At 68.7% G+C, this 15,215-nt stretch carries 16 protein-coding genes and 1 pseudogene; 10 read left to right on the top strand and 7 right to left on the bottom strand.

What is annotated here, in order from left to right:
• Positions 1 to 19: 19 nt before the first annotated feature.
• On the bottom strand, positions 20 to 1,279 hold the full coding sequence (locus tag PHLH3_RS07555) for a diaminopropionate ammonia-lyase (protein ID WP_213630455.1): 1,260 nt from the start codon (positions 1,277 to 1,279) through the stop codon (positions 20 to 22).
• 42 nt (positions 1,280 to 1,321) lie between these two features.
• Positions 1,322 to 2,560, bottom strand: a pseudogene (locus PHLH3_RS07550) (Zn-dependent hydrolase); the annotation flags it as partial.
• Between the two features lie 137 nt (positions 2,561 to 2,697).
• Between PHLH3_RS07550 and PHLH3_RS07545 the strand changes: the two are divergent.
• On the top strand, positions 2,698 to 3,189 hold the full coding sequence (locus tag PHLH3_RS07545; RefSeq protein WP_213628761.1) for an Lrp/AsnC family transcriptional regulator: 492 nt from the start codon (positions 2,698 to 2,700) through the stop codon (positions 3,187 to 3,189).
• On the opposite strand, the gene PHLH3_RS07540 is transcribed toward PHLH3_RS07545, so the two are convergent.
• Positions 3,168 to 4,502 carry a CSLREA domain-containing protein gene (locus PHLH3_RS07540; RefSeq protein WP_213628760.1) on the bottom strand — a complete coding sequence of 445 codons (1,335 nt, stop codon included), beginning with the start codon at positions 4,500 to 4,502 and terminating at the stop codon, positions 3,168 to 3,170. The two genes, PHLH3_RS07545 and PHLH3_RS07540, sit on opposite strands and share 22 nt — an antisense overlap.
• A gap of 215 nt (positions 4,503 to 4,717) precedes the next feature.
• On the opposite strand from PHLH3_RS07540, the gene PHLH3_RS07535 reads away from it, so the two are divergent.
• Positions 4,718 to 5,983 carry an OprD family porin gene (locus PHLH3_RS07535; RefSeq protein ID WP_213628759.1) on the top strand — a complete coding sequence of 422 codons (1,266 nt, stop codon included), beginning with the start codon at positions 4,718 to 4,720 and terminating at the stop codon, positions 5,981 to 5,983.
• Positions 5,984 to 6,957: 974 nt separating this feature from the next.
• The gene (locus PHLH3_RS07530; protein ID WP_173176500.1) at positions 6,958 to 7,350 is read left to right on the top strand and encodes a hypothetical protein; all 393 of its coding nucleotides are present in this window, start codon (positions 6,958 to 6,960) and stop codon (positions 7,348 to 7,350) included.
• A gap of 62 nt (positions 7,351 to 7,412) precedes the next feature.
• Here PHLH3_RS07530 and PHLH3_RS07525 read toward each other — a convergent pair whose 3' ends face one another.
• Positions 7,413 to 8,312: a LysR substrate-binding domain-containing protein gene (locus PHLH3_RS07525; RefSeq protein WP_213628758.1), complete on the bottom strand. Its 900-nt coding sequence runs from the start codon at positions 8,310 to 8,312 to the stop codon at positions 7,413 to 7,415.
• 127 nt (positions 8,313 to 8,439) lie between these two features.
• Between PHLH3_RS07525 and PHLH3_RS07520 the strand changes: the two genes are divergently transcribed.
• The 4 genes from PHLH3_RS07520 to PHLH3_RS07505 all read left to right on the top strand — a co-directional run bounded on the left by PHLH3_RS07520 (position 8,440) and on the right by PHLH3_RS07505 (position 10,157).
• Positions 8,440 to 9,045, top strand: a complete 606-nt coding sequence (locus tag PHLH3_RS07520) for a glutathione S-transferase (protein ID WP_213628757.1) — start codon at positions 8,440 to 8,442, stop codon at positions 9,043 to 9,045.
• 122 nt (positions 9,046 to 9,167) lie between these two features.
• On the top strand, positions 9,168 to 9,416 hold the full coding sequence (locus PHLH3_RS07515; RefSeq protein ID WP_173176494.1) for a hypothetical protein: 249 nt from the start codon (positions 9,168 to 9,170) through the stop codon (positions 9,414 to 9,416).
• 28 nt (positions 9,417 to 9,444) lie between these two features.
• Positions 9,445 to 9,741, top strand: coding sequence for a hypothetical protein (locus PHLH3_RS07510; protein ID WP_213628756.1), 297 nt, complete (start codon positions 9,445 to 9,447; stop codon positions 9,739 to 9,741).
• On the top strand, positions 9,738 to 10,157 hold the full coding sequence (locus tag PHLH3_RS07505) for a DUF4019 domain-containing protein (RefSeq protein WP_213628755.1): 420 nt from the start codon (positions 9,738 to 9,740) through the stop codon (positions 10,155 to 10,157). Before PHLH3_RS07510 ends, PHLH3_RS07505 begins: the two co-directional genes overlap by 4 nt.
• 37 nt (positions 10,158 to 10,194) lie before the next feature.
• On the opposite strand, the gene PHLH3_RS07500 is transcribed toward PHLH3_RS07505, so the two are convergent.
• From PHLH3_RS07500 to PHLH3_RS07490, 3 genes are all read right to left on the bottom strand, one after another.
• Complete coding sequence (locus PHLH3_RS07500) at positions 10,195 to 11,049, bottom strand: FHA domain-containing protein (protein WP_213628754.1); 855 nt, start codon at positions 11,047 to 11,049, stop codon at positions 10,195 to 10,197.
• A 61-nt stretch (positions 11,050 to 11,110) separates the two neighbouring features.
• Positions 11,111 to 12,655, bottom strand: a complete 1,545-nt coding sequence (locus PHLH3_RS07495; protein ID WP_213628753.1) for a serine/threonine-protein kinase — start codon at positions 12,653 to 12,655, stop codon at positions 11,111 to 11,113.
• A 22-nt stretch (positions 12,656 to 12,677) separates the two neighbouring features.
• Positions 12,678 to 13,481: a protein phosphatase 2C domain-containing protein gene (locus tag PHLH3_RS07490; RefSeq protein ID WP_244862996.1), complete on the bottom strand. Its 804-nt coding sequence runs from the start codon at positions 13,479 to 13,481 to the stop codon at positions 12,678 to 12,680.
• Between the two features lie 284 nt (positions 13,482 to 13,765).
• On the opposite strand from PHLH3_RS07490, the gene PHLH3_RS30635 reads away from it, so the two are divergent.
• The 3 genes from PHLH3_RS30635 to PHLH3_RS07480 all read left to right on the top strand — a co-directional run bounded on the left by PHLH3_RS30635 (position 13,766) and on the right by PHLH3_RS07480 (position 15,092).
• A complete protein-coding gene (locus PHLH3_RS30635) occupies positions 13,766 to 13,897 on the top strand; it encodes a hypothetical protein (protein ID WP_256604897.1) in 132 nt (43 codons plus the stop codon).
• Between the two features lie 170 nt (positions 13,898 to 14,067).
• The gene (locus tag PHLH3_RS07485; RefSeq protein ID WP_244862995.1) at positions 14,068 to 14,604 is read left to right on the top strand and encodes a hypothetical protein; all 537 of its coding nucleotides are present in this window, start codon (positions 14,068 to 14,070) and stop codon (positions 14,602 to 14,604) included.
• 149 nt (positions 14,605 to 14,753) lie between these two features.
• Positions 14,754 to 15,092 carry a DUF2025 family protein gene (locus tag PHLH3_RS07480; RefSeq protein WP_111264850.1) on the top strand — a complete coding sequence of 113 codons (339 nt, stop codon included), beginning with the start codon at positions 14,754 to 14,756 and terminating at the stop codon, positions 15,090 to 15,092.
• Positions 15,093 to 15,215 lie beyond the last annotated feature (123 nt).

Raw genomic sequence — 15,215 nt, 5'->3', positions numbered from 1 at the left:
CTCACGCACTACAGCCACCTCAACGCCCCAGGTTGGCCGCCGCCCAGTCCCGCTGGCGCGCCAGCACCGAGGCGACGGGTTCGCCCACCAGCCCCTCGTAGACCGAGGGGGCGGTAGCGCCTTCGGTGTTGATCAGCAGCACCCGCGCGTTGGCGTCCAGCCCCAGCAAGGCGGCGCGCTCGGGTGCGGCCAGGAGGCGCAGCAACCCGGCGAGGCCTGCGGCGCCGGATTCGCCGGCGATCACCGGGATGTCCCGCGTGCTGCCGGCGGCGAGCACGCCCATGGCGGCCACCGCGTCGGCGTCCTCGACCTTGAGGAAGGCGTCGATGCTGCCGTCGAGGAAGCGCCAGGCGAGCGGCGAGGTGGCGCCGCAGGCGAGCCCGGCCATCACCGAATCCACCGAGCCCGTGGCCCGTGCCGGTTCGCCCGCGAGGGCGCTCTGGTAGAGGCAGTCGGCCTGGCTCGGCTCCACCACCAGCAGGGTCGGGCGCGAGGCGCCGCAGCGCTCCCAGTAGTAGCTGGCGATACCCGCCGCCAGGCCGCCGACGCCGCCCTGCAGGATGATGTGGGTGTAGGCGTCGACGCCGGCGGTCTCGATCACCTCCTCGGCGATGATGCCGTAGCCCTGCATGACATCGCGGGGGATCTCCTCGTAGCCCTCCCAGGAGGTGTCGGCCACCACCTGCCAGCCATAGGCGAGCGCCAGGGAGGCGGCCTCCTCCACCGAGTCGTCGTAGTTGCCGGCGATGCGCCGTACCTGCGCGCCGTAGGCGACGATGGCGCGCTCGCGCTCCTCGCTGACTTGGGCGTGGAGCACGATCACGCAGTCGCAGCCGATGCTCCGGGCGGCGGCGGCCAGGGCGCGACCATGGTTGCCGTCGGTGGCGCTGACCACGGTGAAGCCGGCCAGGCGCGAGCGGTGCTCACCGGCCAGCAGGCTGGCGGCGTCGAAGTCCTGGGCGGGGAAGCGCCGCAGGATCAGGCGCACCAGGGCGATGGGGGCGCCCAGGGCCTTGAAGCTGGCGAGCGGCGAGCGCAGGGATTCGTCCTTGATGCACAGCCGCCCGATGCCCAGGCGCGCCGCCAGGTCGGGCAGGCTCCAGAGCGGCGTCGCGCGCGGGCTCAGTTCCGCCCAGCTGGCCAGCCAGGCGCGGTCCTGGCCGGCCTGGGCGATGTTCATCAGCGCGCGCAGCTCCGTGGGGTAGCCGCCGTGCACGGCGTGGGGGTTGAGCAGCAGTTCAAGCGGCGCGGCAGTGGCCGGGTCCGGCAACGCCGGCATCTCGCCGACCGCCGGACGACGCTGGGCCGGGCGCGCGGCACCGAGGCGGTCCACCACCAGGTCCAGCAGCAGGCGCGCACCGGCCAGCAGTTGGTCGTCGTCGGTGGACTCACGCGGGTTGTGGCTGATGCCGCCCCGGCTGGGCACGAAGATCATCGCCGCCGGAGCGATGCGCGCGATCATCTGCGCGTCGTGGCCGGCGCCGGAGGTCATGCGTCGGTGGCTCAGGCCCAGGCGCCGGGCGGCGCCTTCTATCGCGTCCACCAGCTCGCCGTCGAACACCACCGGCCGGGTGCGCGCCAGGAACTGGCTGTCGATCTGCACGCCACGGTGCTCGGCGAGTGAAGCAAGGTAACCCTGCAGGCGCCGCTCCACGCTCTGCAGGCGCTGCTCGTCGGGGTCGCGCAGGTCGACGCTGAAACTGGCCAGGCGCGGGATGACGTTGATCAGGTTGGGCTCGAAGCGCATGCACCCGACGGTGGCCAGGGTGGTGCCCGACTCGTCGGCGATCAGCCGCAGTTGCTGGACGATGGTCGCCGCCACCAGCCCGGCGTCGTAGCGCAGGCGGGTCGGGGTGGTGCCGGCGTGGTTGGCGTGGCCACGCACCGTGACCTGCTGCCAGGAAATGCCCTGGAGGTTCTCCACCACGCCGATCTGCAGGTCCTCGGCCTCCAGCACCGGGCCCTGCTCGATGTGCAGCTCCAGGTACTCGTGCACGGGGATGCCCCCTGGCTCCAGGTCGCCGGCGTAGCCGATGCGGCGCAGCTCGTCGCCCAGGCGGCTGCCGTCGCTGCCGACGATGTCCAGCGCCTGCGCAACGGGCAGGCCGCCGGCGTAGACCAGGGAGCCGAGCATGTCCGGCTGGTAGCGCACGCCTTCCTCGTTGGTGAAGGCGGCGACGGTGATCGGCCGCAGCGGCTCGATCCCCGCCTCGCGGAAGGCCCGCACCACCGCCAGCCCGGCGAGCACGCCGTAGCAGCCGTCCAGGGCGCCGGCATTGGCGACGCTGTCGATGTGCGAGCCGAGCATCAGCACCGGCGTCCCCGCCGCACCGCCCGGCAGGGTGCCGAAGAGGTTGCCGATGCGGTCGATGCGCACCTCCAGCTCCAGCTCGCGCATCCAGCTCACCAGGAGGTCGCGCCCGGCCTTGTCGGTGTCAGTGAGGGCGATGCGGGTGCGCCCACCGCTGTCGTCCGCCCCCACTGCCCCCAGTTCGGCGAGCTGCGCCAGGAGCCGCTCGCCATCGAGGCGGGGCAGAGGGGGTTCGGGGTGTACGGCCATGTGGGGTGCTCCGGGTTGGATGGGGAAACCGAGGTGGTGAAATAATATTTCCCACCCGCTGCCGTTCTTTTGCGTTATTGGCGCTTCCAGCGGAATTTCATTTCATACCCGCGCGACCTGCCCAGGCGATTGCAACCATGACCCTCGATGACTATGACCGCCGCCTGCTCGCGGAAATCCAGCGCGATGCGACCCTGCCCCAGAGCGAGTTGGGCGAGCGGGTGAACCTTTCCGCCGCCGCGGTGAACCGGCGGCTGAAGCGCTACCGCGACGAGGGCATCGTGCGAGGCCAGGTGGCGCTGGTGGAGCCGGAGCATCTGGACCACCCGCTGACCCTCGTGGTGCAGGTGGAGGTGGAGAGCGAACGCATCGACCTGCTCGACGCGATGAAGCGCAGCTTCGCCCGCTGCCCCCAGGTGCAGCAGTGCTACTACACCGCCGGCGAATGGGACTTCGTGCTGATCCTGGCGGTGCGCACCATGGAGCAGTACACCGAGCTGACCCGTCGCCTGTTCTTCGAGAGCAACAACGTGCGGCGCTTCAAGACGCTGGTCTCCATGAGCAACGTCAAGGTGGGGCTGGAGATCCCCACCGACGCCGATGCGCCTCAGGGCGCGGCCCGCTCGTAGGCGCCCAGGTCGCAGCCGGCGACACCGTCGCCGTTGCCGTCCTGCGGGCGCAGGACCTTGCGCTGGTCGCTGGCGGTGCAGCTGCCGACCCCGGCGTCGATGGCCGGGCTGCCCGCGCGCAGCGGGTGCAGGGGCGGCGCGCCGGGCGCGGCGCTCAGCGGCTCGAGCACCCGGGTGAAGGTGAGCGCGTCGTCCAGCGGCAGGTCGGCGCTGCAACCGTGGCCATCGCGGCCCAGCATCAGGCCGCGCACATCGAAGGAGCGGCCCTGGTTCAGGCAGTTGCGCACGAACACCTCGCTGTCGTCGTTGATATGGCGGTTGCCGGCCACCAGGCTGTTGCGCACCGCCATGGAGGCGAAGTTCATCAGCCCGTAGTTGCCGTTGCCCGCGATGGTGACGTTGCCCAGCAACGCCTGGGCGCCCTCCCCGCCCTGCCCCTGGGGCCGGCCGTTGACCAGCACGCCACGGCCGAAGTAGGTCGGGTTGTTGCTGAGGGTGCTGTTGACCAGGCGCAGCACACCGGTGTTGAGGATGGCCGCGCCGAGCCCGCCCTCGCCCTGGCTGTTGCGCACCAGGGTGCTGCGGGCGATATCGGCGAGGCCCTGGTTGTAGAGGCCGCCGCCAAAGCCGTTGTCGACGCCGTTGGAGCTGTTGTTGTGCACCAGCGTCGAGTTGCGCATACGCAGCTGGCCGGCGTTGTAGAGGCCGCCGCCACGGACTTCGTCGGTGGTTTCGGAGAAGGCCTGGTTGTCGACCAGGTGCGAGGAGCGGATGTCCAGCCAGCCGTAGTTGGCGATGGCACCGCCCCAGCCATGATCGGGGCCGGGGTCGATGGCGTAGACCTGGTTGTCGCGCAGTTCGACGTGCTCCAGGGTGGTCTCGCCCTCGTTGAGCAGGGCGCCGCCACGGGTGGCGCTGCGGCCGTTGCGCAGGCTCAGTTGCTCAAGGTGCAGGCGCGCGCCTTCGCTGACGCTGAACAGGCGGCCGTGGCGACCGCCGTCGAGGAGGGTCTTGCCGGCGCCCGCGCCCACCAGGGTCAGCTCGCCGCTGACCACCAGCCCGTCGTCGGCACCGGCACGGGCCGCGCCGCCGGGGTCGAGGACGTAGCGCCCCTCCGCCAGCTGGATGCGATGGCTGCCGGGTTGCGCGGCGGCATAGGCGATGGCCTCGCGCAGCGAGCAGTCGGCGTTGCACACGCCATCATCGCTGTCGCCGGTCTTGCTGACGCGGATGTCCTCGGCGAGCACCGCCGGGGAGGCGAGGCCGAGCATCAGGGAAATAAATGCGCTGCGGGTGGATCGGTCGGGCGCCATGGGGAAGTCCTTCTGCGGTGGCTGGGCGGGTGCCGAACGCGCCCTTCCCTGGGCCGACCAGAAATGGACTGCGCGGCGCGCCGGTTGTCCCCCTCGCCGGGCGACGGGCCGACGACAGGTCGCCGGCCACGCGCCACCCTGACCATTGGCGATCTTGAACCGCCCGGGCGAGTTGTTCAGAATCGCCGCCTTTCGAAAACCGAGCAGTACCTACAATGAAGAAAAATCTGAGCCTGATCGCCCTCTGCATCGCTGCCTCCGCCCCCGCCTTCGCCGACGAGCAGGCGCAATCCAAGGGCTTCGTGGAGGACAGCAGCCTGAACGTGCTGCTGCGCAACGCCTACATGAACCGTGACTACAAGCACGGCAAGTCCGACCGCATGGAATGGGGCCAGGGCTTCATCGGCAACTTCAGCTCCGGTTTCACCCAAGGCACCGTCGGCTTCGGCGTCGACGCCTTCGGCCTGTACGCCCTGCGCCTGGATGGCGGCAAGGGCCGCGTCGGCGCCGCCGGCATCGACTTCTTCAAGCCCGGTGACAGCGGCCACGCCCAGGACGATATCGCCCGCGCCGGCGCCGCCATCAAGGCCCGCATCTCCAACACCGTGATCAAGGTCGGCGACCAGATGCCCGCCCTGCCGGTACTGAGCTACGACGACTCGCGCCTGCTGCCGGAAAGCTACACCGGCACCCTGATCACCTCGAAGGAGATCGAAGGCCTGGAACTGAACGTCGGCCGCTTCAACGCCGAAGCCCAGAAGAGCGCCGAGGCCCGCGACAGCGGCGGCCTGAAGCGCATCGACGTGTACGGCGGCAGCTACAGGTTCAACGACCAGTTCAGCACCTCGCTCTACGCCTCCGACGTGAAGGACGTGCTGAAGAAGCAGTACCTGAACCTGAACTACATCATCCCGGTGGCCGACGACCAGTCCGTGACCCTGGACTTCAACGGCTACAAGACCCGCCTGGACAAGGAATTCGCCACCAACGACGCGCGCGACAACCGCATCTGGAGCCTGGCGGCCACCTACGCCCTGGGCGGCCACTCCTTCACCCTGGCGCACCAGCGCAGCAGCGGTGACATCGGCTACCTCTACGGCGGCTACCAGAGCGGCGACTACATCGGCGACGGCGGCACCACCATCTGGCTGGCCAACTCCTACTGGTCGGACTTCAACGGCAAGGACGAGAACTCCTGGCAGGTCGCCTACGGCCTGGACTTCGCCGAGTACGGCGTACCCGGCCTGAGCTATCGCGTGGCCTACGTGCGCGGCGACAACATCGACGCCGGCCAGGGCGGCCGCGGCCAGGAGCGCGAGATCTTCAACCAGGTGCAGTACGTGGTCCAGGAAGGCCCGGCCAAGGACCTGAAGATGAAGCTGCGCGGCTCCATGCTGCGTGCCTCCAACAACATCAACAGCTACGTCGACGACGGCAACGAAGTCCGCGTATTCGTCGAGTACCCGGTCAATATCTTCTGATCGAGCCCTCGCGAGCCCAGGAGCCCCGGCGTGAAAGCGCCGGGGCTTTTTTGTGGGCTAGAGAGCGCCAGGCAAGCGTGCCACCTAGCGAATTCATTGGCTCTGTCCGCATTAGCTGCTTTGGATTCAAAGAAAAGGTTCAAGAACGGCGCTTTCAGGACGATTCTGGACTTCTGATACACCCACCGCATGGGTTTCGCTTCGCTCTACGCCATCCTACGAATGCCGCCAGCCACGGCGTCCACCCGGTGGTGATGCGCACATCGATGTGAAGTATTGAGCATCGATGTTGGGGCAGCGGCAAAAAGCCCCTTCAGGAGGCCGAGCGCAATCGTCGTTTCAGGGGTTGAGCGACATGGATGTCGCGAGAGCCGCGATGGGCCAGGGACGGCCCTTCGCGGCGGGCCCCTGAAACGATGATGGAGCGAGGGAACCCGACGTAGTCGGGCCGGATGCAGGGGCGAGCGCTTTTGGTTCCTTTTAAGGCGATTGTTAAAAGGGACTCGCCCGGCAAGGCGAAACAGAAACCGTCAGCAAGACTCGGCAATCAACCGGGTTCCAAATCCTCTAGCAACACTTAACGCAGACAGGCCAATTCATTCGCGATCGGCTCTTCGCGGTTGAAACCGCTCCCACCGGACCGGCGGAGCTCCGCTTTTGCAGGTCGGGTGCAACCCGGCATTGGTGCAGGATGCTTGCACGGCAATAGGCCTAGGCGCGGATAAGCGGTGGGCTGAAGCCCACCCTACGCCCACCCGATGCACCACTCTGCACGCGCCATTAAAAGCATCGCGAATGAATTCGCTCCTACGACGGGCTCCCCGCTTCAACCTCGACCCGCGCACAGAAAACCTGTCGATCGGTGCCGCAACCGACTAATGGCCTGGCGCCATCAGCCAAAGATGGGCACCATGCGCGCCCGGCGGCCTGGCCGCCCTGGATGAAGTCGTACCGATAAAGGAATGGATGTGAAGATGTTCAAGCGCACGGCCGCCATCGTCGCGGTGGCACTGGTGGCGGGGGGTTGCTCCACCCGCACCTATTTCAAGCTCCCGGAAGACACCAAGGTCTCGGTCTACGAGCGCCCCCAGCAGTTCAGCCAGGGCATGGTGACCACCCGCCCGTTCTTCTGGAGCTCCGCCGGCGGCATCCCCTACAAGCTGACCGACAGCCACGGCACGCTGGTGCAGCAGGGCAAGCTGCGCGCGCGCTTTCGCGTGGCGTCGATCTTCTGGCCGCCCTTCGCGATCATCTACTGGCCCATGGGCTTCGGTCAGCGTTGCTACGACCTGACCGCCGCCCAACCGCAGCAGTGCACCAAGGGCGACCTGATCCAGTTGCGCCGCGACCAGCGCCTGGCGGACTGATCCACCCAGGCATGAAACAAGGGAGCCCCAGGGCTCCCTTTTTCATGGGCCCGCGCCGGGCGTCACGGCGCCTGGCCGATCGAGGCGCGGTAGAGCGCCGCCTCCTCGTCCAGCCAGCGCCCGAAGTCCTCGTGCTTCTGGCCCACGCCCTCGCCCGGCTGCCACACCCGCCAATAGGGAAAGGCGTAGGGCACGCTGATGCCGGTAAGTTGCACCAGCTCGCCCCGTGCCAGTGCGCCCTGTACCAGGCTGCGGCGTTCCAGGGCGATGCCCTGGCACAGGCGCAGGGCCTCCAGCACCAGGTTGGAGTCGTTTATCCACAGGCCCAGGTCCGCTGGCGGCTCGTCCACGCCGGCCGCCTGGCACCAGCGCAGCCAGGGTTCGGCGGTGCGGATCAAGGGCAGGCGCAGGGCCTGCTGGGGTGTCTGCGGCAGGTCGCCGCCATTGAGGCGTGGCGAGGCCACCAGCAGCAGTTCGTCGTCGAACAGCCGGCGCCGCTCCAGCCCCTCCCAGTTGCCCTGGCCCATGCGGATGGCCAGGTCGATCCCCGACTGGCGCAGGTCCTGCACCCCGAGGCTGGCTTGCAGGTGGATGCGGTAGAGCGGGTGGCGCGCCTGGAAACGCGGCAGGCGTGGCAGCAGCCACTGGGCGCCGAAGGACGGCATCACCGCGATGGTCAGTGCCTCGCGCTCGGGGCGGTCGCGCACCAGGCGGGTGGCTTCGCCGATGTCCTCCAGCGCCCGGCGGATCTGCAGGGCGTAGAGGCGGCCATCCTCGTTCAGGCGCAGACCGCGCCCTTCGCGAACGAACAGCGGCAGGCCGAGCAGCAGCTCCAGCTGCTTGATCTGCTGGCTGATGGCCGAGTGGGTGACGTGCAGCTCGGCGGCGGCCCGGGTGATGCTGCCCAGGCGCGCGACCGCTTCGAAGCTGCGCAGCGAGGCCAGTGGAGGCATGTGGTTCATGTAAGGAAAACTAACAGGAATCGGCAGAAAGTATCGATATTCACGGCACCGGCGCGCCGCTATTTTTTTGGTGAGCCGCCCACCTGGTCGAGGCGCTTCCTCCAATCCGTCGCCAAGGAACCTGTTAATGAAACTGATCGGTATGCTGGATTCCCCTTATGTACGCCGGGTCGCCATCAGCCTGCGGACGCTCGACATCCCCTTCGAGCACGAGGCGGTTTCGGTGTTTCGTCATTTCGATGCCTTCAAGGCGATCAACCCCGTGGTCAAGGCACCGACCCTGGTGCTCGACGATGGCACCACGCTGATGGATTCGAGCCTGATCCTCGACTACCTGGAAACCCTCGCCGGGCGCAGCCTGCTGCCCGCAGCGCCAGCCCCGCGCGCCCAGGCCCTGCGCGTGGTCGGCCTGGCCCTGGCGCTGTGCGAGAAGGCGGTGCAGATCGTCTACGAGAAGGAGCTGCGCCCGCAGGACAAGCAGCACGCACCCTGGCTGGAGCGGGTGCGCTACCAGTTGCACGCGGCCTGCAGCGAGCTTGCGGCGGAACTGGCCCACCGCCCCCTGGGCGAAGGCGCCGCGATCGGGCAGGACGGCATCAGCCTGGCGGTGGCCTGGGGCTTCGCCCAGCTGGTGATACGCGACGAACTGGAGCCGGCCGGCTACCCGTCGCTGGCGGCCTTCGCCGAACGCGCCGAGCGGCTGCCGGCCTTCCTCGCCACGCCGATGGCTTAACAAACCTTCACAGTTCCACGACAAAGCAGGCAATATTCGCCGCCGGTGGCTGCCTAGGATGGGCAGCTCCGACGGCCTGCCGCTCGCGACAGGCGACCACCATTCCGACAGGGACAGTCGCCATGACACTCACCCGCCTCTTCGATTCGCTGCTCGCCCTAGCTGGCGTGCTGGCGCTGGCCGGCACCCTCGCGGCAGCCGACTGGCAAGCCCTCGCCCGCCTCGACGCCAGCCACGCCCAGGACCTGTTCCTGCCCCTTGCCGCCAGCGACAAGCGCCCGCCCCTGGCCCTGCCGGCCAGCCTGGAGTTGCCCCAGGCCGGGCCGCTGGCACGGTCACTGCTTGGCAATCCGGCGCGCTACGTGTTCTGAGCCGGCGACCGGCGGGAGTGGAAGACCCATGGCGCGAAACCCGGAACATGCCCTGGCGGACCTCGGTCAACTGCTGGGAGAGATCAGGAACTGGCCCTGCATCAGCGAGCCCCGTCCCGGCAGCTTCTACCTGGGGCAGCGGCCGTTCTGCCACATCCGGGTGCGCGGCGCCCGGCGCTGGGTGGATATCCGCACGCGGCGCGCCTGGCTGCCCCGGTTCGACCTGCCGCCGAACGACGCGCAGAGCCGCCTGGCCCTGCGTATCCTGCTGCACCAGGCGTACCGGATAGACCGCCAACCCCTGCATTCAAGGAGAGAAGGATGAAGATGTTACGCAGTGCCCTGTTGGCCTTCGGCCTGCTGGCCTGCACCCTCGCCCAGGCCTCGGAGGCGCAGAAGATCGAGCAGGCCAAGGCCGCCGCGAGCGCCTGGCTGGCCATCGCCGACAGCGAGGATTACCTGCGCAGCTGGCAGCAGGCGGCGAGCCTGTTCCGTCACTCGGTGACGCGCTACGACTGGACCAACCTGGCGGTGGACCTGCGCTCGCCCCTGGGGCCGGTGCGGGCACGCACGCTGCAGTCGGCCAAGTACGCGACCCAGCTGCCGGGCCTGCCGGACGGCGAGTACGTGATCCTCGAATACCGCAGCAACTTCGAGCACCACAGCGAGGCGGTGGAGACGGTGACGCCGATGCGCGACACCGACGGCCAGTGGCGGGTGGCCGGCTACTACGTCGATTGAAAGAGGCCGACCCGGGCGGGTCGGCCAGGCACGCGGCCTACAGGACGAATTTCGCGACGACGGCCGCCACGCCGAGGACGGCCAGGACGATGCCGCCGATCAGCACCAGGCGCCCGGTGCGATCCTCGCTGGAGGCGGCCACTGCGGGCGCCTCGGGTGCCGGCGCGGCGGCGCGCAGCGGATTGGCCACCGCCGGCTGGCTGGCCGGACGTGGTGCAGCGACCGGCTTGGGCAGGTCGATCACGCGGACGAACTGGGTGGCGTCCTCGTCGGCGGCCTGGCGCACTTCCACCTTGGGCCCGATCACCAGCAGGGTCACCGAGGCCATGCGCACCTGGTCACCCGGCGCCAGCACCGCGGTGCCGACCTTCTGCTGGTTGACGAACACGCCGTTGGCCGAGGCCAGGTCCTTGATCTCCAGCACGTCGTCCTTGAGGAAGAACTCGGCATGGCGACGGGACAGCTCCAGGTCGCTGAAGCACAGTTCGCACTTCACCGAACGGCCGAAGGTCATGGAGCCGGTGACGTGGAACTTCTGCCCCTCGTGCTCGCCCTTGATCACCTGCAGGAACCAGCGCGCGGTGGGCGCGGCCTTGGGCTTGACCTTGGCCGGGTCGACCAGCAGCAGCTCCAGGGTGCCGATGCGCACGCGGTCGTCAGAGCGCAGCTGGTAGCGCGCACCGATGCGCTCGCCGTTGACGAAAGTGCCGCTGCGGGTGCCGCAGTCGGTGAGGTAGTAGAGGCCGTGGTCCTGGCGGATCTCCGCATGGAAGGGGCTGACCTCGGCCTCGTTGAGTACCAGGTGGTTGCGGGCGTCCTGGCCGATGGTGAAGCGTTCGTCCGCCAGCCAGACCGGTTCCTGGCGATTGTCCGCGAAGTGAATCCTGAGCATGTCCGAAATCCTTGATCCTGGTTGCGCCAAGCCGATCACCCAGCTGGCCCGTCGATGCGCATCAGTCGAAGATGCGGTTCCATAAACGCTTGACCGGGTTGGCGGTCTGTTGCTGCTGCCGCGCCTGGCTGCGTACCACCTGGGCCTTGCGCACGCGCATGGCGTGGTCGGCCTGCAGCTGCAGCAGCTGCGGGTCTTCCGGCGCCACCGCAAGGCCACCCTTGATGTATTCCTGGGCCAGGGCGAACTCACGGTGGCCGTAGGCTTCCTCGGCCAGCAGGGCGAAGCGCCGCGCCACCTGTTCGAGGCCCGCGAATGCGCGCGGGTTCTCGGGTTGCAGGGCCAGCGCCTGCTGGTAGTAGGCCACCGCGCTGTCGCCCTCGGGCTGCAGCAGGCGGTCTTCGGCCAGGCGCTGGTCGCCCAGGGCCACCAGGGCGTCGACCCGGGCCTGCAGCACGCGGGCCAGGCCCTGGGTGGCGGCGGCGTTGCCGGCATCCAGGGCCAGCACCTGGTTGAAGTAGTGCTCGGCGCTGTCGCCGGCCGGCTCCACCAGGCTGCCGGCGCTCAGGCGCAGTTCGGCCTGGGCCAGCAGGTCGTCGATCTTCTTCTGTTGCAGCAGGTGGTAGCCGAGGCCGCCGCCCATGGCGAGCAACAGCACGCCCAGCAGGGCCCAGCCCCAGATCGGCATGCCACGGCGCGGGGCCGGCTGCACGGGGGCGGCCGGTGCTGCCTTCGCCTTGCGCGTGGGGTTGGCGTCGCGGGGGGCGGCCTTGGGGACGGGGGTCAGGCGGGTGTTGTCGAGCTCGCCCTCGTTGAGTTCGGCCAGGCTCGCCAGCAGCACGCGGCAGTCGGCGAAGCGCTCGTCGGGGTCCTTGGCCAGCATGCGGTCGAGCAGGAACTGGTAGCGCTCCAGGGCGCCGTGCAGGCGCGGGGGCTCCTGCTGCACGTGGTTCATCACCGTCTGGGTGTAGCTGGAGCCACGGAAGGGGTTGGTGCCGCCGAGCATCTCCAGGAGGATGACGCCCAGGCTGTAGATGTCGCTGCGCGCGTCCAGCGGCTGGCACTGGGCCTGCTCGGGGCTGCTGTAGGCGGGGCTGCCGACGGCGACGTTGTACTGGGTCAGCTCGCTGTCGAGTTCCAGCTCCTTGGCGATGCCGAAGTCGCTGAGCACCGCGGTGCCGTCCTCGCGGAAGAGGATGTTGGCCGGCTTGATGTCGCGGTGAACCATGCCCTTGTCATGCACCACCACCAGCGCGGCGGCGATCTGCCGGACGATGTCCAGCGCCCGCTGCGGCTCGAAGCGCTCGCCACGGTGCTGCGCCAGGTCGCCACCGGCGACGAACTCCATGGCGATGTAGTAGCGCCCGTCGGCGAGCTGGCCGATGTCGTGGATGGTGATGATCGAGGGGTGGTGCAGGGACGCGACCAGGTGCGCTTCCTTGATGAAGCGCTTGGCGAAGGCTTCGTCGTCGAGGCGTTGCAGCACCTTGATCGCCACCTGGCGATGCAGCGACTCCTGGGTCGCGAGGTAGACCTCGGCCATGCCGCCCTTGCCCAGCCGGCCGTGCACGCTGTAGCCGGGTATTTCTAGCAAGCTGTCATTCATAGGGAGTCGATGCGCGTCGGATTCATCGTGGTTTTCGGGGGTTGAACAAACGGCTGAGGAAGGAACGCGGGGGTGGGGCCTTGGCCGGTTCCTGCTCCTGTGCGGGCAGGCCCAGCACGATGCAGGAGATATTGTCCCTGCCGCCATGGCTATTGGCTAGTACGATCAGCTGATCGACCATACCGTCCAGCGTCCGGGCCTTGTTGCACTGGGCATGGATCTCCTCGTCGTCCAGCTCGCCGCTGAGGCCGTCGCTGCACAGCAGCAGCAGTTCGCCGGGGAGCAGGCTGCCACTGAGCAGGCCGACTTCCAGCGCCTGGTCGTCGCGCCCCAGGCACTGGGTGATGACATTGCGCCGCGCATCGGTGCGCGCTTGCTCGGGGGTCATCTGGCCCGCGTCCACCAGCGCCTGGACCCAGCTGTGGTCGCGGCTGATCTGGTGGATGCCGGCGGCGTCGATGCGATAGGCGCGGCTGTCGCCGACCCAGGCCAGTTCGAAATCGGTGCCCTGGAAGCGCACCGCCACCAGGGTGGTGCCCATGCCACGGCGCTCGTCGTCGAGCCCTTCGGCAGCATCGAGCACCGCGAGGTTGGCCGCGTGCACGGCGGCTTCCAGGTCGAGGCCCCGGGTCAGCTCGCGCTCCAGGGTCTCCAGGGCGATGGCGCTGGCCACTTCGCCGCAGCTGTGCCCGCCCATGCCGTCGGCGACCGCCCAGAGGCCGAGCGCCGGCCTGCACAGCAGCGCATCCTCGTTGTGATCGCGAACCCGTCCGGCGACCGATTGCGCCGCATAGCCCAGGGGTTCCTGGCCAGGCGTCATTCCCATGCTTTCCCGTCCGTACTGCCACCGCGTGAACTCATCCGGCGCCGCGCCCGGGGGCCCGTCACCGCAACCCCGCATGATGCGATCACGGGCGTGCGCTGTCGCGGTTTTCCATGCCCAAGTGTTAAGCAGTCGAGGCTTTGCGCGGGCCTGCAGGTCGCCGCTTCCCGACTATGCTTCTGGGTGTAGCAGCAAATGGCCGGCTCTGGCAGCCGAAGGAGGTGCGGGTGATCGAGAGCGTTGCATCGCATGGATGCGCCACCCCCAACCCCTGACGGAGAAGCAGCATGAGCAAAGGCATGAACGCGAAGAAGGAAAGCAAGAAGAAGCCGCTGAAGAGCGCCCATGAGAAGCGCATGGCCAAGCGTGACAAGAAGCATGGCGATGGCCTGCTGGGCAGCCACGGGGCGTTGCCCTAGGGCGTAGCGGCAAGGGGGAAGGCGGCCCGGGCGAGCCCGGCCGCCATCCATGGGTTCAACTCGACAGCGCTCGGTACCGGCCACCCGGTGCCGGGCGCTTTCGCATGCGGGCGAACCGCGCGCCGTGGCACGGGTCGAAGCACCTACTTTCCGGGGTCCGAGGACGATCGATGGTCTACCAACGTACCAATGCATGGATGCTCGCGCTGGGCCTGCCGCTGCTGCTGGCCGGATGCGCCTCCCACTCCTGCGACGAGCCGATGTCGGGCGAGCAATGCCGCGAGGAGCGCCTGCTGTACCAGAACGACATGCTGCAGGCGAAGATGCTGGTCGCCTCCGGCGAGCCGGACAATTTCGAGCTGGCCTCGGCCCTGCTCAGCCGTGCCGAGGCGCAAGACCAGCGCGGCGAGGTGCCCTTCTACCAGGCGGTGCTGAAGATCCACGAGGGCCCGCAGGTGGAGGAAGTGCTCAGCCTGCTGGAACGGGCCGCCGCGAAGCAACACCCCCACGCCACCGCGCTGCTCTACAAGATCTACGCCGAGCCCTTCCTGATCAGCGAGGCGGACCCGCTGAAGGCCGAGCTGTATCGCGCCGACTACGCCAACCTGGACGTGGCCAAGAGCGGCTACCCGTCATTCGAGAAGGCCCTGGCGGTGGTCAACGCCCTGGTCGCGCCACCGCCGCCCGCCCCGTCACAGGAGCCGTAGCGACGCGCCTGCGGCAATCCACCGTCCTCCCCCCGGGCGACGACCTGTTGCACAATCCCCCGCCGAGCCCGGCGCCAGACCGGGCCATCGCTTCGCCTGCGCGTGTAGACCTGACCCGGGTCCCCGGACCCCACAGCGAGGTTTACCCAATGAGCATCACCTCCAGCGGCATCTGCGCCGCCGCCGACCAGCTCAACGGCTTCGTCGGCTTCAACACCAAGACCGGGCGGCACATCGTGCGCTTCAGCGAGGACTCGTTCGGCATGGATGTGGACAACGACAGCATCATGCCGGCCTGCGAATTCGTCTGGCAGCCCCACGGCGACCGCACCATGACCCTCAAGCGCGAGCTGATCCAGCTGCTGCTGGAGCAGAACATCGACGATCGTCTCAACGTCACCGAGCCCCTGCGCGTCTACATGCGCCGCAAGGACCTGCCGGAAATCACCGCCGAGCGCCAGCTCAAGCCGTCCACCCTGACGGCCTGAGCCGTTTCCCCCGCGTCGCCCAGCGTTGTCGGCCCCGACCGGCGCCCGGCCGACGCTGCCTGCCCGCGCGCTCTGGCGGGCCGTTGAAAAAGGCAGGCGAGGCGGCGCGGTCGCTCTTCGACA

Origin of the sequence: Pseudomonas sp. Pc102 (assembly GCF_018408275.1) — a bacterium.
GTDB classification, from domain to species: Bacteria; Pseudomonadota; Gammaproteobacteria; order Pseudomonadales; family Pseudomonadaceae; genus Metapseudomonas; species Metapseudomonas tohonis.
Note: the sequence above shows the minus strand (reverse complement) of the source record. Positions and strands in the feature narration are given on the sequence as shown.